The 26,549-nt window shown below is 65.7% G+C and carries 25 protein-coding genes; 11 read left to right on the forward strand and 14 right to left on the reverse strand.

Translation table 11 applies throughout. From position 1 onward, the window contains the following. The first annotated feature begins 169 nt into the window (after positions 1 to 169). Positions 170 to 865, forward strand: coding sequence for an NAD-dependent epimerase/dehydratase family protein (locus LQ772_RS09420; RefSeq protein WP_231320413.1), 696 nt, complete (start codon positions 170 to 172; stop codon positions 863 to 865). Positions 866 to 883: 18 nt separating this feature from the next. Here the strand turns inward: LQ772_RS09420 and LQ772_RS09425 are convergent, their stop codons facing one another. The 5 genes from LQ772_RS09425 to LQ772_RS09445 form a co-directional block, all read right to left on the reverse strand. Beyond that, positions 884 to 2,935, reverse strand: a complete 2,052-nt coding sequence (locus LQ772_RS09425; protein WP_231320414.1) for a M13 family metallopeptidase — start codon at positions 2,933 to 2,935, stop codon at positions 884 to 886. Between the two features lie 122 nt (positions 2,936 to 3,057). After that, entirely contained in the window at positions 3,058 to 3,495 is a 438-nt protein-coding gene (locus LQ772_RS09430) for a DNA methylase (protein ID WP_231320415.1), read from the reverse strand. Positions 3,496 to 3,640: 145 nt separating this feature from the next. Further along, positions 3,641 to 4,615, reverse strand: coding sequence for a S41 family peptidase (locus tag LQ772_RS09435; protein WP_231320416.1), 975 nt, complete (start codon positions 4,613 to 4,615; stop codon positions 3,641 to 3,643). Positions 4,616 to 4,781: 166 nt separating this feature from the next. Further along, positions 4,782 to 6,341 carry a M56 family metallopeptidase gene (locus LQ772_RS09440; RefSeq protein WP_231320417.1) on the reverse strand — a complete coding sequence of 520 codons (1,560 nt, stop codon included), beginning with the start codon at positions 6,339 to 6,341 and terminating at the stop codon, positions 4,782 to 4,784. 10 nt (positions 6,342 to 6,351) lie between these two features. Further along, complete coding sequence (locus LQ772_RS09445; protein ID WP_231320418.1) at positions 6,352 to 6,738, reverse strand: BlaI/MecI/CopY family transcriptional regulator; 387 nt, start codon at positions 6,736 to 6,738, stop codon at positions 6,352 to 6,354. A 437-nt stretch (positions 6,739 to 7,175) separates the two neighbouring features. Here LQ772_RS09445 and LQ772_RS09450 point away from each other — a divergent pair, with 437 nt between their 5' ends. The 3 genes from LQ772_RS09450 to LQ772_RS09460 are packed head-to-tail and all read left to right on the forward strand — an operon-like array spanning position 7,176 to position 8,708. Beyond that, entirely contained in the window at positions 7,176 to 7,967 is a 792-nt protein-coding gene (locus LQ772_RS09450) for a hypothetical protein (protein WP_231320419.1), read from the forward strand. After that, a complete protein-coding gene (locus LQ772_RS09455) occupies positions 7,964 to 8,263 on the forward strand; it encodes a hypothetical protein (protein WP_231320420.1) in 300 nt (99 codons plus the stop codon). Before LQ772_RS09450 ends, LQ772_RS09455 begins: the two co-directional genes overlap by 4 nt. A gap of 1 nt (position 8,264) precedes the next feature. Then, positions 8,265 to 8,708 carry a hypothetical protein gene (locus LQ772_RS09460; RefSeq protein ID WP_231320421.1) on the forward strand — a complete coding sequence of 148 codons (444 nt, stop codon included), beginning with the start codon at positions 8,265 to 8,267 and terminating at the stop codon, positions 8,706 to 8,708. A 190-nt stretch (positions 8,709 to 8,898) separates the two neighbouring features. On the opposite strand, the gene LQ772_RS09465 is transcribed toward LQ772_RS09460, so the two are convergent. Further along, on the reverse strand, positions 8,899 to 9,939 hold the full coding sequence (locus LQ772_RS09465) for a DUF6624 domain-containing protein (RefSeq protein ID WP_231320423.1): 1,041 nt from the start codon (positions 9,937 to 9,939) through the stop codon (positions 8,899 to 8,901). Between the two features lie 405 nt (positions 9,940 to 10,344). On the opposite strand from LQ772_RS09465, the gene LQ772_RS09470 reads away from it, so the two are divergent. Then, positions 10,345 to 10,584, forward strand: a complete 240-nt coding sequence (locus tag LQ772_RS09470) for a hypothetical protein (protein ID WP_231320424.1) — start codon at positions 10,345 to 10,347, stop codon at positions 10,582 to 10,584. A 21-nt stretch (positions 10,585 to 10,605) separates the two neighbouring features. Here the strand turns inward: LQ772_RS09470 and LQ772_RS09475 are convergent, their stop codons facing one another. After that, positions 10,606 to 12,783 carry an alpha-galactosidase gene (locus tag LQ772_RS09475; protein WP_231320425.1) on the reverse strand — a complete coding sequence of 726 codons (2,178 nt, stop codon included), beginning with the start codon at positions 12,781 to 12,783 and terminating at the stop codon, positions 10,606 to 10,608. Between the two features lie 540 nt (positions 12,784 to 13,323). On the opposite strand from LQ772_RS09475, the gene LQ772_RS09480 reads away from it, so the two are divergent. After that, a complete protein-coding gene (locus tag LQ772_RS09480) occupies positions 13,324 to 14,964 on the forward strand; it encodes an alpha/beta fold hydrolase (RefSeq protein ID WP_231320426.1) in 1,641 nt (546 codons plus the stop codon). A gap of 70 nt (positions 14,965 to 15,034) precedes the next feature. On the opposite strand, the gene LQ772_RS09485 is transcribed toward LQ772_RS09480, so the two are convergent. From LQ772_RS09485 to LQ772_RS09495, 3 genes are all read right to left on the reverse strand, one after another. Continuing rightward, positions 15,035 to 15,523 carry an SRPBCC family protein gene (locus LQ772_RS09485; protein WP_231320427.1) on the reverse strand — a complete coding sequence of 163 codons (489 nt, stop codon included), beginning with the start codon at positions 15,521 to 15,523 and terminating at the stop codon, positions 15,035 to 15,037. Then, entirely contained in the window at positions 15,520 to 15,861 is a 342-nt protein-coding gene (locus tag LQ772_RS09490; protein ID WP_231320428.1) for an ArsR/SmtB family transcription factor, read from the reverse strand. Before LQ772_RS09490 ends, LQ772_RS09485 begins: the two co-directional genes overlap by 4 nt. A gap of 143 nt (positions 15,862 to 16,004) precedes the next feature. Beyond that, positions 16,005 to 16,517 carry a GNAT family N-acetyltransferase gene (locus LQ772_RS09495; RefSeq protein ID WP_231320429.1) on the reverse strand — a complete coding sequence of 171 codons (513 nt, stop codon included), beginning with the start codon at positions 16,515 to 16,517 and terminating at the stop codon, positions 16,005 to 16,007. Between the two features lie 172 nt (positions 16,518 to 16,689). Here LQ772_RS09495 and LQ772_RS09500 point away from each other — a divergent pair, with 172 nt between their 5' ends. Together LQ772_RS09500 and LQ772_RS09505 are read left to right on the forward strand one after the other, a co-directional pair. Continuing rightward, on the forward strand, positions 16,690 to 17,049 hold the full coding sequence (locus LQ772_RS09500) for a VOC family protein (protein ID WP_231320431.1): 360 nt from the start codon (positions 16,690 to 16,692) through the stop codon (positions 17,047 to 17,049). Between the two features lie 643 nt (positions 17,050 to 17,692). Beyond that, positions 17,693 to 18,790 carry a right-handed parallel beta-helix repeat-containing protein gene (locus LQ772_RS09505; RefSeq protein ID WP_231320433.1) on the forward strand — a complete coding sequence of 366 codons (1,098 nt, stop codon included), beginning with the start codon at positions 17,693 to 17,695 and terminating at the stop codon, positions 18,788 to 18,790. Between the two features lie 76 nt (positions 18,791 to 18,866). On the opposite strand, the gene LQ772_RS09510 is transcribed toward LQ772_RS09505, so the two are convergent. From LQ772_RS09510 to LQ772_RS09520, 3 genes are all read right to left on the reverse strand, one after another. Continuing rightward, positions 18,867 to 19,778, reverse strand: coding sequence for an alpha/beta hydrolase family protein (locus LQ772_RS09510; RefSeq protein ID WP_231320435.1), 912 nt, complete (start codon positions 19,776 to 19,778; stop codon positions 18,867 to 18,869). 214 nt (positions 19,779 to 19,992) lie between these two features. Next, positions 19,993 to 20,424 carry an NAD(+)--rifampin ADP-ribosyltransferase gene (arr, locus tag LQ772_RS09515; protein WP_231320437.1) on the reverse strand — a complete coding sequence of 144 codons (432 nt, stop codon included), beginning with the start codon at positions 20,422 to 20,424 and terminating at the stop codon, positions 19,993 to 19,995. A gap of 249 nt (positions 20,425 to 20,673) precedes the next feature. Beyond that, positions 20,674 to 23,328, reverse strand: a complete 2,655-nt coding sequence (locus LQ772_RS09520; RefSeq protein WP_231320439.1) for a bifunctional diguanylate cyclase/phosphodiesterase — start codon at positions 23,326 to 23,328, stop codon at positions 20,674 to 20,676. A 336-nt stretch (positions 23,329 to 23,664) separates the two neighbouring features. Here LQ772_RS09520 and LQ772_RS09525 point away from each other — a divergent pair, with 336 nt between their 5' ends. Together LQ772_RS09525 and LQ772_RS09530 are read left to right on the forward strand one after the other, a co-directional pair. After that, a complete protein-coding gene (locus LQ772_RS09525; protein ID WP_231320441.1) occupies positions 23,665 to 24,414 on the forward strand; it encodes a DUF4386 domain-containing protein in 750 nt (249 codons plus the stop codon). A gap of 205 nt (positions 24,415 to 24,619) precedes the next feature. Next, positions 24,620 to 25,117, forward strand: a complete 498-nt coding sequence (locus LQ772_RS09530; protein ID WP_231320442.1) for a hypothetical protein — start codon at positions 24,620 to 24,622, stop codon at positions 25,115 to 25,117. A 228-nt stretch (positions 25,118 to 25,345) separates the two neighbouring features. Here the strand turns inward: LQ772_RS09530 and LQ772_RS09535 are convergent, their stop codons facing one another. Further along, the gene (locus tag LQ772_RS09535; protein WP_231320444.1) at positions 25,346 to 25,786 is read right to left on the reverse strand and encodes a winged helix-turn-helix transcriptional regulator; all 441 of its coding nucleotides are present in this window, start codon (positions 25,784 to 25,786) and stop codon (positions 25,346 to 25,348) included. Positions 25,787 to 25,829: 43 nt separating this feature from the next. Between LQ772_RS09535 and LQ772_RS09540 the strand changes: the two genes are divergently transcribed. Then, the gene (locus LQ772_RS09540; RefSeq protein WP_231320446.1) at positions 25,830 to 26,420 is read left to right on the forward strand and encodes a DUF1579 domain-containing protein; all 591 of its coding nucleotides are present in this window, start codon (positions 25,830 to 25,832) and stop codon (positions 26,418 to 26,420) included. Positions 26,421 to 26,549 lie beyond the last annotated feature (129 nt).

The raw sequence follows: 26,549 nt of genomic DNA on the forward strand, positions 1-26,549 counted from the left end.
GTGCCGTACTTCAGAAGTCGACCGTGCGACAAGCCGCGAGCGCTTTCATGGCGCCTTGTACGCGCACCTGCATAATGCTCATCGCAGTGAAGCCCCCTCCCGCGCGGCTGTCGCATAGGCCACGCGCCGTTAAGGCTAAGCTCGCGATTCCCACGAGCGGAGATGGCCCATGCGGATCCTCATCACCGGCGGAACCGGCCTGGTCGGTCAAGGCGTGCTTCGCGAGTGCCTGCGTGCCCCGGACGTGACGCAGGTGGTCGCGCTGGGCCGACACCCCACCGGCATCCACAATGCCCGGCTGGAGGAACTGTCCTGCCCGGATTTCGCGCAGGTGGAATCGCTCGGCGATCGGCTGGCAGGGTTCGACGCGTGCCTCTACTGCGCCGGCGCACCTCTGGTGGGGATCACCGCGGAGGCCTATCGCCATGTCACGCTGACGCTGACCTCGAAGGTGGCCGAGGCCTTCGCCAGGTACAACCCCCGTGGCCGCTTCCTGTACATCTCCGGGGCCTACTCGGACCCCGGTAGTCGCATGATGGTGGCAAGGGCCAAGGGCGAAACCGAGCGCGCCCTTGCCGCCTTGCCGATCACTACCGTGATGCTCCGGCCGGGTGGCATCCGCCCGGTGGAAGGCATCCGTTCCCCGCACAAGCAGCTGGACCTGTTGTACCGGCTCGGATCGCCTGCGCTGGCCCTGGCCGTGCGCCTGCTGCCTGGCCAGATGACCACGACCGCCCGCGTGGGCCGGGCCATGCTCGCCCTGGCGCGTGATCCGTCGCCGCCCCCGATAGTGGAGAACGACGCGATCAATCGCCTCGGGCGCGAGCCTTCGCCAACGGGAACGGCGCCCAAGCCCGTTCCCTGAAAAGCAACCCCGGTTCCATCACCAGATCCGCACGCGATCCTGCGGGGCACGCCACATGGGCTGGCCGGGCTTCACGTCGAACGCCTGGTAGAACGCGGGAATGTTCGACATCGGGCCGAGCACGCGCCACTTTGCCGGGGCATGCACATCCGACAGCAGGCGCTGGCGCAGTCGCTGCTCGCGCTGCTGGCTCATCCAGCCCAGCGCATAGCCGAGGAAATAGCGCTGGGTCGGCGTCAGGCCGCCGATCTTCCCGCTCTTCTTGAACTGCGCCGTCTTCTCGAAAGCTTCCAGCCCGAGCAGTACGCCGCCGTAGTCGGCGATGTTCTCGCCCAGGCTGGCCTTGCCGTTGATGTGCAGGCCGGGCAGCGGTTCGTAGGCATTGAACTGCTTGACCATCACTTCCGCCGCGGCGTTGAAGCGCGCCGCATCCTGCGCCGTCCACCAGCCGGACAGGTTGCCCTGTGCGTCGTACTGGCGGCCCTGGTCGTCGAACCCGTGGGTGATCTCGTGGCCGATGGTGCTGGCGGCGACATAGCCGTAGGCGACCGCATCGTCCACCTGGTCATCGGGCACGCCCGGCACCATGAAGATCGCCGCCGGCAGCACGATCTCGTTGTTCGACGGGTTGTAGTAGGCGTTGTAGGTCTGCGGGGTCATGTCCCATTCGGTGCGGTCGACCGGCTTGCCGAACTTCGCCAGGTTGTCCTGGAACTGCCAGCGCCGCGCCGCCATGACGTTCGCCGCATAGGAATCGCGTCCCACGACCAGCGCCGAATAGTCCTTCCACTTGTCCGGATAGCCGACCTTGGGCGTGACCGCGGCGAGCTTGGCCAGCGCCTTGGCCCGGGTTTGGGGACTCATCCAGTCGAGCCGTTCGATGCGGTCATGGAAGGTGCTGCGGATCGCCTCGACCATCGCCGTGTAGCGCTGCTTCGACGCCACCGGGAAATACTGCCTGACGAAGATGCGCCCGAGCACCATGCCCATGGCGTCGTTTTCTTCGTCCAGCGCCCGCTTCCAGCGCGGGCGCTGCTCCTGCTGGCCAGACATCGCACGGCCGTGGAAGTCGAAGTGCGCTTCATCCAATGCGGTGGACAGGAACGGCGCGTAGCCGTCGACCAGGTGGTAGCGCAGGTAATCCTTGATTACCGGCAGCGGCGTCTCGCGCAGCAGGCGGTCCTCGGCGGCGAAGAACTCCGGCTGGCCGACGATCACGTAGGTCGGGTGGATGCCCCAGGCCGCGAGCCGCTCGCTCCAGTCGATGGACGGCGTGACCTTGGCGGTGAAATCCGCCGGCGCCATCTTGTGGTAGTTCTTCTCCGGGTCGCGCAGGTCCTCGAGCTTGCGCGAGGCCTTGGCCAGCGCCGTCTCGAACGCCATCACCTGCGTCGCCGCCGCCCTGGCCGCGACCGGGTTGCGACCGAGCAACGTGAACGTGCGCGCGAGGTGCTCGACGTAGGCGGCGCGGATCTTCGCCACGCCCGCTTCGGGGTTGAAGTAGAAGTCGCGGTTGGGCAGGCCCAGCCCGCCCTGGTGGATCTGCACCGCCATCGTCGCGCTGTCCTTGTCGTCCTGCGCGATGCCGATGCGGAACAGCGCGCCGGCGCCGACCGGCTTGGACGCGAACACCGCATCGAGCACGCCAGCGGGCGAGGAAATCGCGTCGATGCGCGCCAGCTCGGCATCCAGCGGATGCAGGCCCAGGCGATCGGCCTTCGCCACGTCCATGGCGGTGGCCCAGAAATCACCGATCTTCTGCGTGTCGCTGCCGGGTTCGGCCGGCTGCTTCGCTGCCGATTCGCTGATGCCGCGCAGGCGCGCATACAGCTCGTCATCCACCTCGTTGCCGATGCCCCACGTCGCCTCGGAGGCCGGGATCGGATGCGCCTTCAGCCAGGCTCCGTTCGCGTACTGGAAGAAATCCACGCCCGGATCGACCGACGTGTCGATGTGCGCGGCGAGAAAATCCTGGTGGGGCGTGGCGTCGGCGGCCAAGGCGCCCGTGGAGGCGAAGGCCAGCGCTGCCGACAGCATCGTAGTGCGAAGGGAAATTGCCAGGCGGGTCATCGGACGTTTCCGAAAAGAGGTCGCGCGACTTTGCACGCAGCGGGGTCTTTTTGGAACCGCCGGAGGTCATATCGGGCCTCGCCGGTCGAGCGCAGGCGCACCCAGAGCCGCGTGCGCGTCCGTCAGGACCGGAACAGCGCCGGGCCGGCTTCGCGCATGAAGATGCCGACGGTCACCGGGCCGACTCCCTTGAACTCCCCCAATCGACGCTCGAAGTCTTCGCGGCTTCCGGCGGCTTCGAAGATGCCGAGCACGCGGCCCTGGTATTGCTCCAGCAGCATCCGGCACAGCAACGACAGGCGTGCGGCGGTGGATTCGTCGTAGCGCGCGTAGCCGCCTTCGCCGAGCATCCGGACCAGTTGAGCGTGCGTGCAACCGCACAGCTTTCGTGGCGTATCCAGGCCATGGACCTCCACCAGCACCCGCCAGGTGGCGGCGGCCACCTTCTGGCCGATCCGCTTGCCGAACAGAAAGCTTGCCAACAGCCACTTGAAGAGGCTTTGCTCGTCATCCGCCGTTACGCGGATACCCAGGTCAGCGGCGGAGATGTACGAGCTCATGGATATTCTCGAACGACATGGGGCCAGGTCAGCCCGTACCGGTCATTGGAGCGGGTCCCGTATCCGGTTGCCGTCAAAGCTGGCCCTGGCCTTCGAGGCGGGAAAAAAGAGGCCGGCATTGCCGACCCTTTTTTCCATCACCCGATCAATGGAGCTCTTTCAGGCGCCTGTTCAGCGCATCGCGCACTTCAGGATCCTTCTCGGTCGCCAGGAAGCCGGCCAGCAGGCGACGCTGCGCGACGGCGAGCGCGTCGTCCGAAGGTACAGCCAGGTCCGGAACGACACCGGTGCCTTCCCAGTCGGTATGGGTGACCGGACTGATGGAGCGACCGAACGGGATGAATACCGCGAAATGCCGGTCGAGCATGTGCGGCATGCCCGGATGCGCCCCGCCTCCGGTGGTCTCGCCAACCAGCGTTGCGCGCTTGAGATTCTTCAACGCGTAGCTGAAGTCCTCGCCGGCTGAAAACGTCTTGCCGCTGGTCAGCACGTAGACCTCGCGCGCAGCGCCATAGCGGGGCCCATCCAGCCGGGTGCGGGTCCACATCTCATGGTTGCGGTTGTCGGTGCGCGTGTAGATGTCGTTGAGATGGGTACGCCTGTCGAACAGGTAACTGGCAAGCAGTCCCACGGCGTCGGGATCGCCGCCGTCGTTCTTGCGCAGGTCGATGATCAGGGCGCGGGTATCGCCAAGCAGGGTCATCATGGCGGCATACCGGCTGCTCACCTGATCGGGCGGCATGAAGGCATGCAGGTCGACGTAGCCGATGTTGAAAGGCAGCCGGCCCACCGTCTCGATGCCGAAGTTGAGCCTGCGGCCGATGCCCAGGAGCTCGGCGTTTTCCTGCGCCGAAGGTTCGGTGTTCGCGCTTTCCGGCGGAAGCGGTTCCGCGCTGTACTGGACCTCCAGATGGCGGTCATGGCTGACGGCCTGCAGATCCCCGGTCAGCCGCCGGGCGAAGCCTTCCGCGCTCGACACTGCATCGTAGGCGCCTTGTTGCTGTTTGGCGTTCAGCATCGCGGCGTATTGCTTCGCCTTGTCGGGAAACACGTAATAGCGCTCCAGGTCGGCGACGAGCGTGTCGACCACCTGCTGGCGCGTGGCGGCGTCGATGACCATGTCCGGCTGCGGGGGTGGTCCGGGGGGCGATTGTGCGTTTACGACCGACGAAGCGCCGCACAGGGACGCGGCGCATGCCGCCAATGACAGGAACCTTTTCATCCGATGCTCCTCATGACTACTAATTGATTAGTACTTGTGCGCGAAAAAAAAAAAACGGGAGCCCTCAGTCGCGTCGCGCCACATCGACCGCATCACCGCGCTCCGGGAGCACTTCGAGTCGCGAGTACCGCCATTGCCCGGCACGGCGCTCGCCGTTCGCCTGCAACCTCGCGATGCCCTGCGGGCCACTGAGCATGATCGAGCAGTCGAACGCATCGCCGTTGAGCGCACACGGACCGGTGACCGCGCCGATCGGCGTTCCCAAGATGGCACTCACGCGTGCATCCCGTTGCACCATGGCAATGGCGGTCGTGTAGGCCTGCGTGGTCTCGATCCGGGGCGGAAGCGGCGGCGCCGGGGGCGCGGGCGGAGGCGGTGCCACGGGAGGCGGCGGAGGTGCTGGCGGCACCGGGGGTGCCGGCGGCTTCATCGCGACCGCCAGCCACTCGCGCACCTTGGCGTCGATGCGCGAGGGACGATCGTCGACGGTATAGGACTCGTGCGGGCGACCGTCCATATCGCTCCACTGGCGGTACTCGCGCAGATGCCCGTCGACCGTTGCGACGATGTGGACCGAATGGCCGACGGTGTTCCACCAGTGCGGAACCTCCTGCGCGGCAACGTCGCCCGCGGTGGTCGAATGGTTCGCCTGTGCGGCATACAACGCGCCGGAACATGCGACGGCGAGCAGGGCCAGGGGAACACCCAGGCGCAGCCGGTGCGGCGGTGAATCGGGGAACAACAGACGCTTGATGCGTTGCATAAGCACTCCTCCTTTGGCTGACAAGGCGAACATCGGGGCGGCGACACGCAAGCGCTCGAGGTTGTTGAGCGCTTCGGCAAGCACGATGGCGTCGCCACAGGCCGCCACCGCAAGATCGTCACAGGCGTTCTCGCGCTCCTGCCGGATGCGGCGGCTCAGCCACCACATGCCCGGGTGGTAGAACAGCAACGCTTCGGCCAGGCACTGCAGGCTGTTCCAGATCCAGTCCAGGCGGCGGATATGCGCCAGTTCGTGCGCGATCAGCGCCTCGATCTGATCGGGCGACAGCCGCGTCAGCATCGAAAGCGGCAACCAGATCACTGGCCGCCACGCATAAGCCGAACACGGCAATCCCGTGTCGCGCAGCAGCCGGATGGCGACCTGGCGCCGAATGTCCAGCGACTGGCGCAACGCCTCGGCACGCGCGTGCCAGTGCGCGGGCAACCGATCGCAGGCTTTCCGATCCAGCCTGCGGACCATCCACCAGCCGCCACACAGGCGCAGCAGCATCGTCGCCACGCCAAACGTCCAGACCCACGGCAACCACAGCGGTGCCAGGTTGGCGGGCGCATAGGCGATCGACGCGACCACGACCGGAACGCGCGCCAGTGGCCCCTGGACGACCGTCATGGCGTCGGCGACTTTGGCGTGGGTGGCGAGCAGGTTCACCAGCGTCAGCATCGGCAGCAGGACCATTGCCAGCAGGAACGCCATGCCCGTCGCATGCCGCGCCTTCGCGCTCGCCGTGGACTGGATCGCCAGGACCAAACCTGCGAGCAGCGCGAGCGCCGCGACCTGCCACACCGAATGCAGCAGGGTCAGCGCGAGCGCCGCCTTGAGCGCGTCTGGAAGGATGTGCATGGCGGCGGCGTCAGCGGTCGCGTTGCTTGCGGGCGCGAGCGATCAGCTGCGCGATGTCGTCGAGTTCCTCGCGGCTGGCGCCCTCCACGTCCAGCGCACGCTGCACGAGTTGCAGTGCCGAACCTGAAAACGCCCGCTGTACCAGGTCCTTCACCAGCGCCGACTGCACATTGGCCTGCGGATGGGCAGCGACGTAGCGGTGGCTACGCTCGGATTCGTCGCGGCGGACCAGGCCCTTCTCGGCCATGATCGTCATCATCTTCAGGACCGTCGTATAGGCGGTGTCCTTGTGGCGCGAGAGTGCCTCGTGGACCTCTCGAACGGTGCACGGCTCACGGCGGTCCCACAGGACCTGCAGGATGGCCAGCTCACCTTCGGTGGGGCGTACGTTCGTCATGCGGCCCTCCTTACTAAACATATAGTACTATTTTATTAGTAGATGTCAACGGCGCAACGAACGCGCCCTGCGCTAACCGCTGCACCCTCGGAAAAGTGACTGCAGGAATCGGGTCGCGGCCCGAGCCGGAACGCCGCGAGCGGGCCGGATGGCACGGGACGATGCGTAACCAGCGTGGGCAGACGCGTCCTCCGGAACCGTGCTGGCCAAGGTCAGCAAACTCGGCCGCCGAAGCACACAATCCGTCTACATGCCGTGGAGCAACTTCCGCCGCGAGTAAGGGGTGTTCGAGGCCATAGCGTTCGTTTCTCGATCCATCGGAAATCGAGCCAAGGAGACAGCCATGTCTTCTGTCCCGTCCAAAACGCGAGCCGTTCCCGGATCCGCAGCGATCGCGCTTCCTCCGGCGCTGCCTGGTGGATGCACCCCCGCCCGGCATGGCAGCCGTGTTTGCAGATGGACGACCGACCGGTCCGGCAAATACCGGTAAGGAGTTCGAGATGGCATCGATAGGCGCCCTGCTTGCCATCGCAGCGCTGCTGCTGATTCCCCTGGTTCCGGCCGCGGTGCTCTACAAGGCCCTTACCCCCAAGCGCCCGGCGGATGCGACCGGCAAAGCCACGCCCGAGGAAGGTGAAGCCCAAGGGGGCTGGAGCGCGGACGGCCGCATGTTCGGAAAGGCGAATCTCACGTTCAAGGTCGTCGGTTCCACCGCCACTTACGTCGTGCTGCTGGCGGTCTCGATATTCACCTATCTGTTCCTGATGAACGAAGCGGACAAGGACGCCCAGCGGATCGCCGATTCGCTGAAGGACAACCAGGCATGGACGGTACGGGTACCCATCCGGCTTCGCGACGCGAGCGGCAACGTATTGCCCGTCGATGGCGGAACGTTGCCCCAGGTTCGCGTCGAAACCCAGCCCGCGCTGATCCAGGCATCCGCCAGCGACGTCACCTTCCGCGTTATCCTCTCGGACGGCAAATTTCCCACGGCGCGCTTCCAGCTCCCCGCGCTGGATCCGGTCGTGCTGGATCTCAACGATTCGGAAAAGGTCCGGTTCGACTATCCGTCGCGCCAGATCATCGGGACCCAGCCGGTATGGATCGTGTTGAGGAACGCCTATGGCGCCACCAACGGGAGCCAGCTGGCGACCTATCCGGATCCGGCGGATGAGGCGCGTCCGCCATCCCCGACGACCTCGCCGGTGTCCCAGGGGAACGCCCAATGAAAAAGTGGCTTGTGTTGTTGCTGGCCTTCGTTTGCACGGATGCAGCCGCGGTCACGGTCGTTCGCGGTCGCGTCGACATCACGCTCCAGTACGGGGTCGTGCCGATGGCCGGCGCGAACGTCCGCCTGTGTGACAGCGGTGGCGGCTGCATGGACTACGTGACCGGATCCGACGGCATGTATTACTTCAATGCCGTGCCGGGTAACCAGGTCATCCTGATCAATGGCGTCCAGCGCCTGCAACTGGTCGTCCCCGACCAGCAGTACCTCGACGTTGCGCCCATCAAGGCCAACTGACATGCACCCGCTCCCCGCGCTTGCCGTGCTCCTGTCGTACGCCCTATCCGCCGCAGCCACGGGCTCGCCGGCGGGTAAAGCGGAAAGGACATGCAAGGTCCAGTTCCGTGGAGACGCATTCCTTGCGGCAGCGTCCCAGCGAGGACTCGAGCCGGAACGCAAGACGGCGTGCGACAGGGTGTCGATCTCGGACAACGCGTTCTACGCAATGCCGCTGTCGGCATGCGACATCGTCTTCAAGAACGCCACCTGGCTCATCAAGAGCGCAAGCTTCCAGAACCTGCGGGGCAACGGTGGCTTTACCGCACACGCCACCAGGGACGGGCTGGAAGTCCGGATAAAGCCGGCCGGCGGGTTCTACCTCAACCAGGTGACGGTGACCGTCACCGGCGCCTTCGCGTCGTGCAAGGAGGTGACGGTCGAGGACGTGCTCGGTGACGGATAGTGGTGCTGGCAAACGCCCGCCATGCGCGGGCTGACCGTATCCCTGGTAACGCGGCGATCGCATGGGGCCCCTCAAATGGGAAGGGAGCCCGACCGAGCGGGCGCGTCAACTCGGAAAATCGAGAGAAGCAAAAACACCAGCAGTAAAGCGACCAGCACGGACGCGCGAATCATCGTGGATCGCCAGTCGCTCAACCGGCCTTTCCATAGATCCGCTCCTTTGTCAGGGGCGACATGTGCAGGGCAGCGCGTCGCCGGTTCACGTGCTCCGGATCCGCGATAGGGCAATACCAATAACTCTTGGGATCTCTGCTGCCTTGCGTGCCGAACTGCTGAGGACGATGGTCCAGGACGCAATCAACCCTATCGGACAGCAATGCGTAGTCGATGCCGGGCAGCTGGCCTCTATTCGTTAGCTGTTTGGTTTGAGCGACTGCGCCGCGCATGAGTGCCGGATCGTTGATCGCATGCTGTATGAGAAGAAACGCGGCATGCGTGCCTGACCGGCCCACCTGCATCGGCGAGGGAATTCCATACTGGTCGAAGATCGCCCTGACTCTAGGCAACGTATACGCGTCGGTATCCGACATGCGCTTTATGAACGCCTTCTCGTCGCCGCCCTTGAAGCCGCCTGCCGGCTCGCGCCGCGCCTCCTGGTCCATGCTTCCCAGGCGCATGAGTTCCGCGCGCAAAGCCGGAAGCGTCGGATGCGAAGGCTTTGCCATGGCCAGCGTGGCTTTGCCACGGATAGGCGCTACGGCCGTACGTGGGTCCAGGCCGATCATGTCGCGCGCAGCGGCATAGATGCGCTGAGCGTCGGCGACGGGGTAGTCGCCCTTACCGCGCGCCAGCGTACCGAACTGCTGAGGCTCGCCTTGCTTGCGGGCGATCCGGTCTTCGAGGTTGGCGAAGCCCAGCGGATCCACGTCGATACCGACGCGCGACCAAAGCCCGTAGAACCCGTCCAAATACTCCGACTTCCGTTCGTCACCATTCGTACGCGCGATGATGTCACCGATGGCGTCGATGGTTCGCGGGCTCAGCTCGCTCCTTTGAAGGATGCGCGACTCAGCCAAAGTGTCGAAGAAGTTTTTGCTCTGGACTTCGTTCAACTCGCCGGACACCGCCTGAAAGTTGGCCAGCGCGGGTATTCCATCAGGCGTATCGGCAAAAGCGGTACCAGCGAGCGCCAACCCAACGGCTGCGATCAACAAGCCATAACGCAGATGCATTTTCCCCTCCCCTTGCGGTGTATACGGCTTCTTCCTCGCGGGGCCATGCAGCCACAACTGCCCTGGAGCAGTTTCGGAAGTCGGCCCTGAAAACCCATGTCGCCGCCCGCGTCGGCCGCCGGCAAGTTCGAAACACCACCAAACCTGGCATCGGCAAACAAGACGTCGCAGCGCAACGTCACTCTACGCAGCTGTCGATCTGCGTTCCACCAACGTGCTGGCGGCGGCCGGAGTGAAAGGGACGGATCGGGGAAGGAGTCGGGGATCCGGCTGAGGCAGGCGACCAGTTCAAACTGATCCGCCGGCCTGTTTCACCCCTCGACCTGACCGGGATCAAGACGACGTGCGCGCCGATCGGAAAGCATGTGATGCAGCAAAACGACATGCCTGTAACGAGGCCGCACGATGGAATTCCATATCGCACTCACCGATGCCAGCCCTCGACCCGAGGTGGTCCAGGACGCCATGTTCGATATCGACCCGAGCGCGCTGGTCGATCTCGATATGAGCGGTCTGGTCATGCGGATATCGTCCTGGGTGCCCGTGAAGGACCTGATCGGCGTCCTGCGGCAAACCGGCTGGACAGTGGAGCCAGAGCAGGTGGTGCAGTTGCCCAGCATATGTTGTGGCGGCTGCTCCGGCTGAAGGCGCCCAGGCTCGACGCTTTCACCGAACGCCATCGATCACCACCAGTTCGGAAGATTGCGGCGTCGGCAACCTTACCGCCAGGCCGGCATCCATCAGTTCCCTCCCGTCGACCACGCGATCGGGCGACGTGTGGTCGCGGAAGTGCACGCGGTACCGATGACCGGCGCGGAGTCCGCGTAGCCTGAAACGGAACACGCCGGGCGCCGGATCGCTGCCGTGGAACGCGAAAACCACGCCCTGGTCGCGTACGCCATCGAAATACTCGGTGCCATCCCAGCCCTTGCCGTCCGGGCGCGGACCCACGTGGTAGAGATCGGCGGCCCGGATGAGCGGTCGCAGGGTCGACTGGTAGAAGGCGATCTCGCTGCCCGCCGCCGCGTGTTGCGCGGGCGTCCAGCCGTTCGTGTCGATCATGACGGTGAACCAGCCCATCATGCCGCTGCGAAGCATGTAGCGAAAATTCTCGATCCGGGGCGTGGGCCACGCCTTGACGTAGGTTTCGAGCATGGCCGGCGGCAGCACGTGGCTGGCGTCGTAGAACGCCTGCCGGTTGGACAGCGGGTCGTAGGAATCGACGATGGAGAAGTAGTCGCCGTGGGCGGCGCTGCCGAAATCGACCATGCGCCCGCCGTCGTTGCAGACCTCGAGCAGCAGGCCGGGATGCCGGCGTTTGAGCGCGTGCTGGATGGCGTAGTACGCGCGCGTGGCGTGCAGGCTGACGTCGGTCGCATTGCTCCCGTCGACCCACAGAAAGTCGTCGTCGCGGTAACGCCGGATGCGGGTCGGGTCGGCCGGTGCGTGGGGATGATCGTCGCGGTCGCAACCCTGTGCGACGACGTAGCCATCGTGTTCGAGCATGTCGAGGTGGTACTCGCGCACGAGGCGATCGGTCTCGCCAACCGCCCAGGCCTGCGCCGCCGGCACGCCCAGGTCGATCGTCATGCCCTTGAACTCGGTGGGCTTCCAGCCGGGCGGCGGGTCGGTGGTCAGCCAGTCGCGCACCTCCGGATCGGCAACGTCCAGTGCACCTTTTCCTTTGCTGGTGCCCGCCTGGGCCCAGTCCGCCCAGAGCCCGAACTTCAGGCCACGGCGGTGCGCGTAATCCGACAACGCCGCCACGCCGCGGGGGAACTTCTTCCGATCCGCGTGCCAGTCGCCGACGGCGCGGAACCAGCCTGCGTCCAGGTGGAACATCTCGAAGCCCAGCCGCTTCGCATCATCGATCATGCGCCGCGCCTGTGCCTCGTCGATTGCCATCGCACTGCCCCAGCTGTTGTTCGTCACCAACGGATAGGCCGCGTCGGCCAGCGTCGACGGATCACCCAGCACCTCGCGCACCCAGCGCCGCAGCGCGTTGCCGGTGTCGTCGATATCGCCGTCGCTGGCGCCGACGAAGACCGTCGGGGTGGTGAAGGTTTCGCCGGGTGCGAGGCGGGTGCGGAATGGACCGGGCTCGGGATCGAGCCCGACCGTGCTTTCCAGCCTCGCGCCCTTCCGCTTCAGGGTCATTGCGACACGACCACTGAATTCCACGCCGACGTACCAGCCGCCGACGCCTGCGTCCTCGCTGCGGATGAGGAACCAGGGAATGATCTCGCGCGTCTCGCCCGGGCGCGGGTGCGCGAACGTGCTGGAGGTGCCGCGCCAATCGCGGCCATCGGCGATCGGCACCTGGTGCGTCCCCACCGGCGGCGGCTCGCCGGCGCCCTTGTCGATCCACACCTGCTGCAGCGGCTGGCCTGCCGCGATTTTCCACGCGACCTGCAGGCTGGGCTGCAGTGGAAGCCAGACAGGGTGCCCGCTGCGGTTCTCGATGCGGATCGCATGTTCGAGCGGACCGTGCGAAGCCCGCGCGCGCCATTCCCAACGCAACCGCAGTCCGACGGCGCGATCTTCGTAGACCAGGCTTGCGGCGTCCGTCCCGTGACGGCTGGCGTCGGGATCGAAGCGCCAGTGCAGCGGTACCTCCCTGCCCGCGACATCGGCGTGCCCGATCAGGGCCGCGGCCGCGGCGCCCTGCCAGGCGACGCCACCAGGGCGCGCCAGTTGCAGCAGCTCCGGCGCCGAATCCCCGGCCTGCACGGCAATCCGGTTGTCGAGGTTGCCGATCCGGATCGGCGACTGTGCCCAGGTCGCCAGCGGCCACGCCGCCAGGAAGCCAAGCACGAGGCAGGCCCATGCAGGACGAAGGGTCATGAGCGTTCCGGATAACGCGATCGCGATTGGCCGGATGGTCGCTCTTGTCGAGAGCCGATGCCAGCGCATGGCCGGCCGGAAGGGTCGCGCTCGCCCGGCGCCCGCAACGAGTGGAACGCCTACTGTCGTCCCCGGAAATTGCGGTCGAACCGCCACTCGGTGCGGCCAAGGTCGACAACAGCCGGTAGCCTTCGGCGGAGCGGCCGGCAAGGGATTGCTTCTCCGTCGGCTGCGCCAGGACCGCTCCCGCAGGGCCGAACTGGTTACTAGAAAAAACACCGCGACCGGATATTTACCCATGCTGCCGCCCTGACGAATCATCGTGCCGCGGCTGGCTGGACGCCGAGCGTGCGCTCCGCCGCCGTGACCGCCCGATTCGGGTAGACAGGGAGAACCGCCATTGATCATTCCAGACGACACCGGGGCGACGTCCCCGGCGACCCGGTGCGCTCGCTTTCGCCCCGTCCACGGCCTTGGGGGCCGATGCCTCGGCAGATCCCATGCGTCCGGCATGTCACTACTGAAGAAGGAGGCATCAGGATGAATTTCCCTGCACTGTCCGCGCGCAAGCTCGTCGTGTTGATCGGCCTGGTGTTCTCGGGGCTGGCCAGCGCCCACGGTGTCGACGATCACAGCGGCGATCCGGCGTACGCCAGGTATTACCAGCAATCGGTGAACTGGGGCCGCTGCCCGCCATCGCTGTTCACCGATGGCAGCACCATCCAGTGTGCGCTGGTCACGGTGCCGGTCGACTGGGCCGACCCGAGCCAGGGCGACATCGCCATCGGCATTTCCCGGCCGCTCGATCCGCCGCCCCACACGCGCCTGCTGCTGGTGAACGCGGGTGGCCCGGACAACTCGAGCGCCTCCATGGCCGAGATGCTCGAGCAGTGGCAACCGCAGGTCCAGGTCGATCACCTGGTGGTGGGCGTCGACCTGCGCGGCATCACCGACGGCCTGGGCACGCAGGTGAGCTGCGAATATGCGCAGCGCAGCGGTGCCGAGAATTTCATGGACGGTGACAGCCGCAATCCGACGCCCCGTAGCGTGCAGGCGCAGCAGGATTGGTGGAACCGGTCGATCAGCGCCTGCCTGCAGCAGCACGCCACGTTCCTCAAAGGCATCAATACGCCCAACCACGCGCGTGACCTGAACCTGGTGCGCGCCGTGCTGGGGTTCCAGCACGCCGACCTGTTGGGCGTATCGAGCGGCACCAGCCTCATGGCCTATGCCGACCGCCTGTTTCCCGACCGGTTCGAGCGCGTGGCGCTCGACAGCAGCATGAACTGGTCGCACCTGGACTGGCAGCGGCAGGCATTGCATCGGGCGTCGATGGATCAGCTCAACCTGCAGCAGGCGTTCATCCCGTTCATGGCCCGGCATGACGAGCAGTTCCACATGGGCACGACGCCGCACCAGGTGATGACGACGTTCCAGCGGATCTATCAGGCCACCTCGGAACACCGCATGGGCAGCGTGACGCCGGACCAGGCGCTGGGTTCGCTGGAAGGCACCGGCATGTGGATTTTCTGGGACCTGCTGGTGTCGCCATCGCTGAGCGCGATGTCCACGGCACTGGATGGCGATCCAGCCCACATCGCCTACGCCGAACAGATGGCGGCGATGACTTTCGCCGATTTGCGCAACCTACCCAGCTTCAACCCCATGGCCGATGCTCTTCAGTGCAACGATTCGGGCTCGACCGATCTGCGCAGCATCGCGCAGAAGATCAGGGATGTCCGCACCGATTGGGCCGTCGGCGCATCCACGCTGGTGGACAAGTGCCAGCAATGGCCGTGGCGGCCGGCGCTCGATCGCAGGCTGGAGTCGAACACCCGGGTACATGCCCTGATGGTGCAGCACGAGTTCGATCCGTCCACGCCCTACGCCGGGGCGCTCAAGGACCGGCGCGAGAACGGCCATGCCGCGCCGATGGTGCTGGTCAACAACGCCACCACGCACGGCGCCATGTTCGACGACAACGCCTGCACCGCCGATGCCGAGTTCGGCTATCTGAACTCCGGCGTCATGCCCGCCAGGGACCTGGTCTGCCAGGCGGGCCCGATGCACTCGTTCGCCATGCGAGACGACGCCACCTATGAGTACGGCCACCCTGCCGCGGGTTGGCGGCTACCGCCTCCGCCGAACGTGCATCAGGTGAGCTGGCTGCTGGTGCCCTGAAGCTGTTGCTTCCAGGTGGTATCGAGGGAACGGAGGCTCGTGCCTCCGTTCCCTTTTTCTGGCGTCTGGACTATCTGATCGACGCGACATGCGCGACCAGTTGATCGAGCGCGATGTCGGTGCCCTCTTTCCAACCAGACTCCTGGTTCGCCGCAACGTCAGCCTCGTTCCGGTGCAGCGCCGTGAAAACGTAGCGCGTGCCCGTCCCCGCCGGCTCCAGCGTCATGATGGCCGTGATCGGGATATCGTCGAAGACGGCCGGGCGATAGCCGGGGAACAACATGGACGTCCAGACCAGCCGCTCCCTCGGCACGGCCTCGAGGATGCAGCCGAGGTTGGGGACCTCCTGGCCGTCGCCCACCACGATGTCGATACCGAAGACACCGCCCGGACGCGGGTCCATCTCGCAGCGCGACACGCGTCCCCAGGCCTTGGGCATGTACCACTCCTTGATGTGCTCCGGCTTCGTCAAGGCTTCCCACACCAGTTGCGGTGGCGCGTCCACAAACCGTTCGAAAACAATGTCGAGCCTGGGATCGAACGTGGGTTTCTTGCTCATGCCTGCGATTCCTTTTCCTTGAGTCGTTGGACGTATGCATCGAACCGGTCTAGCCGGGCCTCCCACAGCTGGCGCCGCTCGGCGAGCCAGTCTTCGGCCGCCTTGAACCTTTCCGGTGCGATCTCGTAGGTACGCACCCTTCCCTGTTTCGTGGACTTCACCAGACGACTTTGTTCGAGCACCGACAGGTGCTGCACGAACGAAGGGAGTTTCATGTCGAACGGCGCGGCCAGCTCGCTGACGGTGGCTGGCCCGCTGAACAACTGCTCCAGGACTTTTCGTCGGGTCGTGTTGGACAGGGCGTAAAAGACCTCGTCGACGACGGCGGATGGGCTCATCTCGATGCCGGTTTCCCGATGGATGGACTGAAGTCCGACGGCGGCAGTCTGGCAGTTCAACTTACTTAGGTCAATACCTAAGTTTGATTGCCGTCTCCAGGCTCGAGGCCTCTCGCGAGCCATCCGCAAACCAGGCTGGGCCGTTATTCCGAATCGGCAACAAACAGCCGCACGTCGCGCTCCGACCCGGGAGCGCGAACCACGCCATTGCCCTGGAAGCCGAGCTTTTCCAACAGCCGGATGGACGAGGCGTTGTCCTCGTCCACGATCGCCAGCACGCGCGGTGCATCGAGCACGCCGCGCGCGTGGGCCATCACCGCGGAGGCCGCCTCCAGCGCGTATCCCATCCCGGCGTATTCGGGCAGGAAGGCATAGCCGATATCCATGTCGTCCAGGTAGTCGCGCCGGATCAGGCCCGCCATGCCGATGGCCGTGTCTTCGCCGCGCAGACCGACGCACCACAGTCCAAAGCCGTGGCGCTCGTAGCTGGCCATCGGCCCGGCCTGCAGGTAACCGCGGGCGGCATCCAGATCGCGCACACCCTTGTCGCCGATGTACCGGACAAAGCCCGGATCGTTGAGCAGCCGCAGGATGAACGCGGCATCGTCCAGCGTGAACCGCCGCAACTGCAGCCGTTCGGTTTCCAGCACGACCATGGGGATTTCCCTTGAAGACGTTTCGGTGCCCGGACGCCTTTCGCACGGGCTGCCTGTCGGGGGTTCGGTGCCACGGAAACGGCACGTGTCCATCGAATGTCCGCGAAGCCGGCCCCCCCAACGGATTAAGCTGCGTTCCGCACCACGACAGCCATAGTCCGGAGGTCATCCCATGCCCCACGGAAAGATCTGCTACCTCGAAATCCCCGCGAACCGCGAGGAGGACTCCGCCGCGTTCTATGCCAGCATTTTCGGCTGGAAGACACGGCAGCGCGGCGACGGCAACCTGGCCTTCGACGACGCGGACGGCGTGAGCGGAACGTGGGTCAAGGCAGCCGACCGCACGCCGGACGAGCGGACCCGCGTCTACATCATGGTGGACGACATCGTGCATGCGCTCCGGCAGATCGAAGCAGCGGGCGGCAGCGTATTGACGCCGCGCACGGAGATCGGGGCCGGCATGGGCGCCTTTGCGGCGTTCGCAGATCCGGTCGGCAACGAGTTCGGCCTGTACGAAGAGCCGTCAGGCTGATTCCAGGAATCGGCTCGGAGCCGACCCGGGTTTTGTTGCGCTCTTCTCTTCCAGATGCGAGCCAGCTCGCGCTTGGGACGTACGACCTCCGCAACCCGGGAATGACCAGAACGTTCCAGCCGGGCGTCCACTTGCAGGGCCGGTTCCGGCAGATACCGACATCCATCGACAGCGCCAACGCCGCAAGCCTGCCTCGTCGAGAAGATGCGTCGCTTCACGCTTGCAACCGCCCAGGGAGCTGCCGCTGACCCTCTGACACGTCCCGTCGATGGCTCCTCCAAGGTGTCCGTCGAGGGCTGCCTCAACTGGGTCCCGCGTCGCCGGTCCGCGCAACGCGTGGCCACATCGCGCCAAAAGTCTCTCCGGCCTTTGTGTGATGCGGTTCTCAGCCGCCCCGGCGGACTTTCGGGGCGCCCGGGCCCTTTTTGCCAACGTGGTCATAAATCTGCCATTCAGGTTGGTCTGTCGAGCTTGCTCAGGCTTGTGAAGGCTGTGCATTTTTGTCGTGAGCTTCGCGTGACGAAGTTTGACCCGACAAAGACCTGAGACCTGCCTAAAAATGAACGTTTCCGTTAAAAACCAGAAGCTTGCGACCGTTTCTCGTACGTCCGTCACTGCGAAGCGCTTTGTGAAGAAGCCGTTGATGCTCGCATTCACCGCGCTGGCCCTTTCGGCCGTCGCTGCGCCCTCGTTTGCGGCCAACTGGTGGAACCCCAAGCCGCATACCGTCATCGGCAGCGCCTATGTGGATGTGCACAAGTTCGGTGCCCTGGGCAACGGCGTGCATGACGACACTGCCGCCATCCAGGCCGCCGTCGACTCGCTGCCGACCAGCGGCGGCACCGTCTTCGTGCCGGCCGGCCACTACATGGTCAACGCCACCAAGCCGATCAAGCTGCGCTCGCACACCCGCCTGAAGATGGATCCGACCGCCACCCTGGAAGTGATCCCGACCAGCGCCGGCCGCTACATGGTGATCCAGGTCTACAACGCGACCGACGTGCGCGTGGTCGGCGGCAACCTGATCGGCGACCGCGCCAAGCACAAGGGCACCTCGGGCGAGTGGGGCTACGGCGTCAACGTCACGGCGTCGACCAACGTCGTGCTGAAGAACATCAAGATCTCCAACTTCTGGGGCGACGGCATCTGGATCGGCGCCAAGGACGTCAAGCGCGTGCACGTGCGTTCGGACTACGTGACCGTCAACGGCGTCGTGTCCAGCAACAACCGCCGCCAGGGCCTGTCGATCGGCCCGGCCCAGCACGTGTACATCGTCAACAGCACCTTCCAGAACACCAACGGCACGCTGCCGGAGGCGGGCATCGACATCGAGCCGATGACCGAAGGCCAGACCAACACCATCCGCCTGGAGAACAACACCTTCGCCGGCAACAACGGCAACGGCATCGAAATGCACGCCCACATCTCCGACATCGCGATCGTCGGCAACACGATGAAGGGCAACCGCGGCTTCGGCGTGCTGGGTGTGTCCGCCCCGGGCGTCACCGTCACCGGCAACACCATGACCGAGAACGGCCTGGCGGGCGTGCGCCCCAGTGGCAAGTCGCACGACTGGTCGATCACCGGCAACACGCTCAAGTACAACAGCACCCGCTACATGTCCGCGACCAAGGACGGCGGCTCGCTGAGCCGTGACATCCAGTTCGGCGCGAACGTGTACAACATCAAGGTGTCGAACAACATCTTCTCCAACGCCAAGTACAACACCTATACCCGCTAAGCAGCACCTGCCGGGAACGCAACGGGGCAGCCTTTTGGCTGCCCCTTTTTTTTGTCTTCGCTTTCCTTCGCGAGACCTATGGCGCCAATCCGGCCAGCCAGGCAAGCACCGTCTTCGACAGTTCGGTACGCATGTCCGAATAGGCGTGATCGGTGGCCAGGTGCGTGGTGGTTACATGGCCGTCGCCCGCCTTGCGCAGCCCGTCGACGAAAGCATCGTTGTAGTTGGCCAGGCCGTCGTCGGAGGTGACTACAAGCACGTTGCGGTCCTTCAGTGCGGGCGCCTTGGCGGTGAACACCCAATCGGCGGCGTGCGCGGCCACCTGCTGCGCGAGACCATCGGGCGTGCAGCCGTGCAGCGGGGCCATGCCCTCGTCGGCCAAGGCGGCGGCCATTTTTCCGGTCGCGCCCGCGCTGGCGTTGTCGCGGCGCAAATGCTGGTACTCCCCACCGAGATCGCCGCCGGAAATCACACCGATGGCCCTGACGCGGGGATCGGCCGCGGCTGCCTGGATCGCCATGAAGCCGCCCATGCTATGGCCAATCAGCACGATGCGCGCGGGGTCCAGCCGCAGCTTCCTCGCCACGGCCGGTTGCCGCAGGTAAGCCAATGCCGATGCGACATCCTCGATGCCGTGGCTGAAGGAGAAATCGCCGGGTGTACCCCATGACCCGCGGTAGTTGAAATAGAGCACGTCCCAGCCGGCGCGACGGATGTCCTGCGCAAGGTCCAGGTTGCGTTCGTTGCCAGGGAAGCCGTGGAGCAGGATCACCGCCGGGTGCGGGCCGGTACCTGCGGCGACGTACACCAGCGCATTCATCCGTTGGCCGTGGCTGGGGATTCCCATCGTCTCCATCGACGCGCGTTTTCCAGCCGCCGATGGACCGTGTCCGGCGGCGGGCGCCGGATGTGTCTGCGGACTGGCGATGCAGGTCAGGCTGAGAAGGAAACAGACGGCCAGAAGGCCTTGTCGCGCGTGCTTGTTCATGCGTCCTCCCGTGCGGAGCGGGCTGTCCGAGCGGCGCGTTAGCCGCGCCGACCTGCGTTCGGGCGAAAGACTACAGGTTTCGACCCGAGCGGATACCGGCACGATGCGCGATCGAAGCCGGCTCTGACGTCACGCCGCCCGGACGCTGGCGCCAGTCTCCGGAGCGCGCGTCACTTCACTCCCGACGACACCAGGGACGCCGACCCGTGGCTGCTCAATTGATGATCTCTCCCATGCCGCCTTCGACCCGACGCCTCAGTTCCCGGATGAACTCCGCGTCGTATGGCTCCCAGCGTTCAAGCTCGCCCACGATCCTCAGCGGCGACGCGCTCCGGTACGACCGTGTCGGGTTGCCGCGGAACTTCTTGTCCGTGACGTTCGGGTCGTCTTCGAATGTTCCGGTCGGCACGATGACATAGACCCGCGGCCTGCCTTCGCCCCGCGCCATCTCCGCGGCCAGACCGGCGCCCTTCGGCACGGCAGTGAAGTACACATGGTTCATCACGATCCGCTCGTCGTAATTGGAGACGAACCCGGCAGTCAGCAGGTCGCCGACCGAAAGGTCCGCCCGGGTCCCGTGATAGAACGGCCCTTCCACCCGGCAGCAGTTGTCGTGCGAAACCGGAACCCACTCGTCGTCATGCATCGTCCGGCGCACCCACGCTTCCTGCCCGATCGGCAGGGCGGCGATCCTAGGTCACGCGGCGAGCCTTGCCGCAAGCCCCGCTGGCTGATATAAATTTTTGGTGGGAGGCGTAGGTGCGCCTCCTTTTTTTTTGCGCGTCGGCGCCGCTATGCGACTCGTGAGCTCGAACGAAAGCTGCGACTGTGCATCGACCTTTCGAAAGGGGCCCAAGCTACACGGGCCTTCTCCCCTCGTCCGCTCGAATGGCAGTCAGTCCCGCTGGAACATGACGCGCTCGGGCTGATGCAGCGAAAAGCCCTGGGCCATGTCGACGCCAAGATCGCGCAACGACGCCATGACCGCCTCGTCCGTCACCCACTCGGCGACCACCACCAGGCCCAACCGGTGTGCGATGTCGCTTACCGCCCGCACCATCGCATGGCTGATCGGATCACTGAGCATGTCGCGGATGAAGCTGCCATCGATCTTGAGGATGTCCACCGGCAGGTGCTTGAGATAGGAGAACGAAGACATGCCCACGCCGAAGTCGTCCAGGGCGACGCGGCAACCGGCATCGCGCAGCCGGGTCACGAAGCGGATGACGTCGGCCAACTTGCGTACCGCCACCGTTTCGGTGATCTCGAAACACACGCGCTCGGGCGCCACGTGATGCAAGCGCAGCAGCTCGACGATCCGCTCGGCCAGCGTTTCATCGTCGATGCTGGCGCCGGAAAGGTTGATCGCCACCATGCGCAGCGCCGCCCCCGCCGGATGCAATCGGTTGACGTTCGCCAGCGCGGTCTCGATCACCCAGCGATCGATCAGCGGCATCAGGCCATAACGCTCTGCCGCGGGAATGAACGCCCCGGGGGACACCAAGTCGCCGTGTTCGTCGCGAAAGCGAAGCAGGAGCTCGACGTGGATCCCCGCCGGTTCGGCGCCTAGCGCACGAACCTCCTGGTAGGTCAGCACGAAACGCTGCTCCTGCACCGCCCAGCGCAGACGATTGGCCCACTCCATCTCGCCGCGCCGCAGCGCGCTCTGCTCGTCCCGTTCGGAGTAGAAGTGCACGCGGTTGCGCCCCTGCTCCTTGGCCATGTAGCAGGCGGTGTCGGCGGCGGCGAGCAACTCCGCCAACGGCGTGCCGGGACGATCGATCATGACGGCGCCCACGCTGATGCTCGCCATGTAGCTCTTGGTCTCCCAGACGAAGACGAAGCCGTCCAGGCCCCGGCGCAGGTGTTCGGCCAGCTCCGCGGCGTGCGCGGGCGTATCCAGTCCCGCCAGGATCACGCCGAATTCGTCGCCTCCCAGCCGCGCGAGAACGTGTTCTTCGCCCAGCCGCGCGCGCATCACCGTCGCCAGTTGCAGCAAAAGCTGGTCACCTGCCACGTGCCCGGAGGTGTCGTTGACCAGCTTGAACTGGTCCAGGTCGATGAAAAGCACCGCGGCATACGGTGGTGATTCGCGAACGTCCTGGGTCACCCGCTGCAGGCGACGTTCGAATTCGCGCCGGTTGATCAGTCCGGTGAGTTCGTCGTGCGTCGCCTGGTAACCGAGCAGTTCGGTCAGCGCGCGCTGCTCGGTCACGTCGCTGGCGACCATCGCCCATTGCGGACGTCCATCGAGCATCAACCAGGACATCGACACGCTGGCCCAGAAGCGTCCGCCGGATGCGTCGTGAAGGGCCAGCTCGACCGCGCCGGTCTCGGGACTGGCCAGGCGCCGTTCCACCTCGACCTCGTCCACCTCCAGCACCGAGGCCAATGGACTCCCCGCGAGGCTCTCCCCAAGGCGCCCTCGCGCGGCCTGGTTGGCGTAGACGATGCGCCCGTCCGCGGCATCGGCCAGCACCACGAGCGCGGGAAGCAGTTCGTTGAGGGTGCGAAAGCGCTCCTCGCTTTCCTGGTAGCGCTCACCCAGGCGCCGCCCCAGTTCCACGGCGCGACGCCGCGTGTCGGTCAGCGACCAGACCAGCAGGCCGAGCAACACGCTGGCAAGTATCCCGGCGGGCGCCACCGATTGCGGCCAGGGCGGACTGCCGGCCGCCTCCGTCGGAAAGACCGCCAGTTCCCAGATGCGTCCCCCGAATGGCAGGCGGTGGACGATCGAGGGCGCCGCTCCTGGCGCGCCGCCATGGGAGTCGAAAAGCGGGACGTGCGGCCGCCGGGTGATGTCCGTCACCGAGATGCGCGCCGCATTCAGCAGCGGTGCCGGCAGGCCCGTCCGGATCAGGTCGGCGATCCGGAAGGAGATCGCGATGGAACCGCGCAGCCGTTGCCGGCGCACCGCTGGCGAATCGAGCGAATCGCCGGGCCCGAAGTCGGGCAACCGCAACGTGATGCCCTGCCTGCGCCCGCTGGTGCCCAGGTCCTGTACCAGCGGAAAGGGCTCCGACACGGCCAGCCGGTCCGTGTCGCGCGATTGGAGCAAGGCCTGCATGTTGGCCGGCTGGTCGACGACGTCCAGCCCCAGCAGGTTGCGATTGCCATCCAGCGGCGCGACCAGCGTGGTCGGGAAATGGTCGCCGTCGGATCGCGGCTCGCGGACGACGTACGCCACGGCGAGCAGGCTGGGAAAGTCCCGGCGCGGATCCAGGTTGTCATACACGCGCGCGAACTGACCCGCATCCATCTTCCCCGAGACCAGGAACATCGTCTGCAGGGATCGCAGCAGCAGTTCGGCCGAGCGTAGCTTCGCCCGCAGCTGGACCACGCCCTTTTCCGCTTCGGCCACCACGGCATCGCGCTGCGCCGCCTGCCACTGCCGCGCCTGGATCCGGTACAGCCACAACGTCAGTAGAAGGCCGCAGCCGACCGCGATCAGTCCCCAGAGCACGCCGGGCACCCGGCTGGCCAGTGGCAGGGCATCCTGTTCGACGACTTGCGGCGCAAGGAGACGTCGGTCGGTCGATTTCGGTGGCACGAATTCCCCTCGGCAAGCCCCGGTCCGCCAAGCTACGGCGGGCTCCGCGATCATATCCCGGGAAAGTGAGGGTTCCGGGAACACGGCCACGGAAAGAAAGCGCCGCGCGAAACCTTCCACGGTTGCAAGCGCCACGACAGGTTTCGAGCCGCCGAAAACGCGCACGCTGTCCGTCCGTTTTTCCTTCTCCGCCCCAGGGTTCTCGGGGTGTCCTTCGGCACGTGCCCGGCTTCCCCATCGATCGATAGCCTGCGTCGCCGACCGCGGGTTGGCGTGCCGGCGACCTTGCGCCCGGGACGGCGCACGGATACAAGTCTCGAACCCTGGGAGTTCACGATGGCCACTCCAGCGAATGGAACATCGCCACAGGTCTATGCGCGGATCGCCGGCCTGCTTTACATCGTCCTCATCATCGCCGGCGCGCTCGGGGAGATCTTCATCCGGAGCAGGCTGGTGGTACCCGGTGATGCAGCCGCCACTGCCGGCAACATCCTGGGCTCGCCATCGCTGTGGCGCCTGGGCATCGCCGGCGACCTGGTCATGCACGTGTGTGACGTGTTCGTCATGTGGGCGCTTTACCTGCTGCTCCGGCCGGTCAGCCGCAACCTCGCCCTGCTGAACTTGCTGCTCAATCTCATCCAGACGGCCGTGCTGGTGGCCAACAAGATCATCTTGCTGGTGCCGCTGTTCCTGCTGGGAGATGCGGCCTACCCCAAGGCCTTCGACCAGGCCCAGCTGCAGGCCTGGTCGTACCTGGCGATCAAGCTGCACGATTACGGCTTCGGTATCGGGCTCATCTTCTTCGGATGTGTTTGTCTGCTCGAGGGCTATCTGATCCGCACTTCGCGCTATCTGCCGAAGCTGATCGGCGTGCTCATGCAGATTGCGGGCGCCTGTTACCTGATCAACAGCTTTGCCCTGCTGCTCGCGCCCCACCTGGAGGCGCGTCTGTTCCCCGCGATCATGGTGCCGTGCCTCCTCGCCGAGCTATCGCTGGCGTTGTGGCTGCTGATCAGGGGCGTGGACGAGGCCGAGTGGCGGAAGCGGGCAGGCATGGGCTCGCCAGCTTCGGCCGTTGGTGTCTGATTCTGCCGCGGCTGAGGTCCAGGCCGCTGCGGCCCTGGGCGATCGCCCGAAAAGGGCTTGCCGCTTTGCCCTGTTTCGCCAGCCACTGGTTCGCGCGCGGCAAGGCCGAGGCTGCCTTCATCGAAGTGCAGCGCGTGACTCACACGATCCCAACCGTGGGTTGCGCAGTCTTGGCATACACGCGACGCGCGAGAGGCGGGGCCCGATGGAAATGCGAACGAACCGGAATAGAGACCGCCCTGCACTTCCCGTCAGCGCCGTGGTCACCGGTGCCGTAGCGAGCCTCGCTTCGGTGGCCGCCCTGGCGCTGCTGGCCAGAGCCGAAGGCAAAGGCCCCTTGCAACCCATCAATGCGACGAGCCACTGGCTGCATGGCGAGAAAGCGGCCGGGCGTGACGAGCTCGATGCCAGCCACACGTTGCTCGGCTTCGCGACCCACTACGCATCGGCCGTCTTCTGGGCGCTGCCTTTCGAGTTCTGGCGCGCCAGGCATCGGCCATCGACCGCGGGCACGCTCTTGCGCGGCGCCTGCATGACATCCGCGGTCGCCGCAGCGATCGACTACGGCGTCACCCCGAAAAGGTTCACGCCCGGATGGGAACTCGTGCTCAGCAAGCGCTCGATGGTGGTGACCTACGCCGCGCTGGCGCTTGGCCTGGCCGCTGGTGCGAAGCTTGCGCAGGCCGTGGTTGGCCGTCGTTGAGCAACGGTGGCAGTGGGCATTCGCGCAGTCCACGCGACACCACCCCAATCCGAACCGAAAACCAACCGGCAAGCTAGCCGGCTGGTCTGGTTGACCACGTTCCCTGATCGGCTTTCCCGGATGCGAAAACTGGCCACGAGATCGGGATACGACACGGTCTCGCGAGCGGGCTTGTGCGTGGACGTCCGCAGCGCCGACGCTGCGATCACTCCAGCTGCGGCCGCCCGGTCACGCGCCTTTATTCCACCCTTGTTCCCCACAACCGAGGGACGGCTCTCCTGCCGTCGGGTGTCCCGCGTGGGGACCACGCACGCGTTCGAGGTGTACCTGGCCCCATACCCTTGCCTGCTCGACCAGCGGTAACACCGACTCGCCGTAACTGCTCAGGCGGTACCGGACCGGCGCTGGCACCGGCCCGATCACGTGGCGCTCGATCAGGCCGTCGGCTTCCAGTTCGCGCAGTTGTTCGGTCAATACCTTGTGCGAGATGGGAGCCACGCGGCGCAGGAGTCCGGAAAAGTGGTTGGGTTCGCGCGCCAGCCAGTACAGGATCGTCAGCTTCCATTTGCCGCCGACCGCAACGAACGCGGCGTGCAGCGGGCAATCGGCGAGCGGGTGTGATTTCGCCAGGAGATACGCACCTCGAGGTGCCGTCTTGTCGCTGTACATGGCTGCCTCTAGCGTTCAGTCACCGACCGCGTTGGAGCATGCCATGCCGAGCCCTTCCCGTGCTTTCCTGCCGTGGCTGGCCGCCTTCGGGCTGCTTTGCCTGCCGGCCCTGCCCCTGTGCGCGCGAGCGGAGACCCAAGCCACCAGCACGCGGGCGCAGACACCCCGCGACGGCCAGCGCGATTTCGATTTCGAGATCGGCACATGGAAGACCCACCTCAAACGCCTGGTGCATCCCTTGTCGGGGTCGCACGAATGGGTGGAATACGAGGGCGTGACCACCGTGCGCAAGGTCTGGAACGGCCAAGCGAACCTGGTCGAGCTGACCGCCGATGGTCCGGCCGGCCACTTCGAGGGGTTGAACCTGCGCCTCTACAATCCCCAGTCGCGCCAGTGGAGCCTCAACTTCGCCAGCAGTCGCAGCGGAACACTGGGCCAGCCGACGATCGGCGGATTCGCCAACGGCCGTGGCGAGTTCTATGACCAGGAGGACTTCGACGGGCGCGCTGTCTTCGTCCGTTTCGTGATCACGCCGATCGACGCGGACACGATCCGCTTCGAGCAGTCGTTCTCCGACGACGGTGGCAAGACCTGGGAGCTCAACTGGCTGGCGACGGATACACGGCTGAAGTAGCAAAGACGAGTAAGAGCCGAGTTCAAGAGTGCCCTGCCCTGTTTTCGGTTTGCCAGGGCCAAGCGACGATCCCTCGATTCCCTTCGCTCATCCATCGGTCCGGAGCGCCCCGCCCGGAAGCATGTCTAT

This window comes from Frateuria edaphi, assembly GCF_021117405.1.
Classification (GTDB): domain Bacteria; phylum Pseudomonadota; class Gammaproteobacteria; order Xanthomonadales; family Rhodanobacteraceae; genus Frateuria_A; species Frateuria_A edaphi.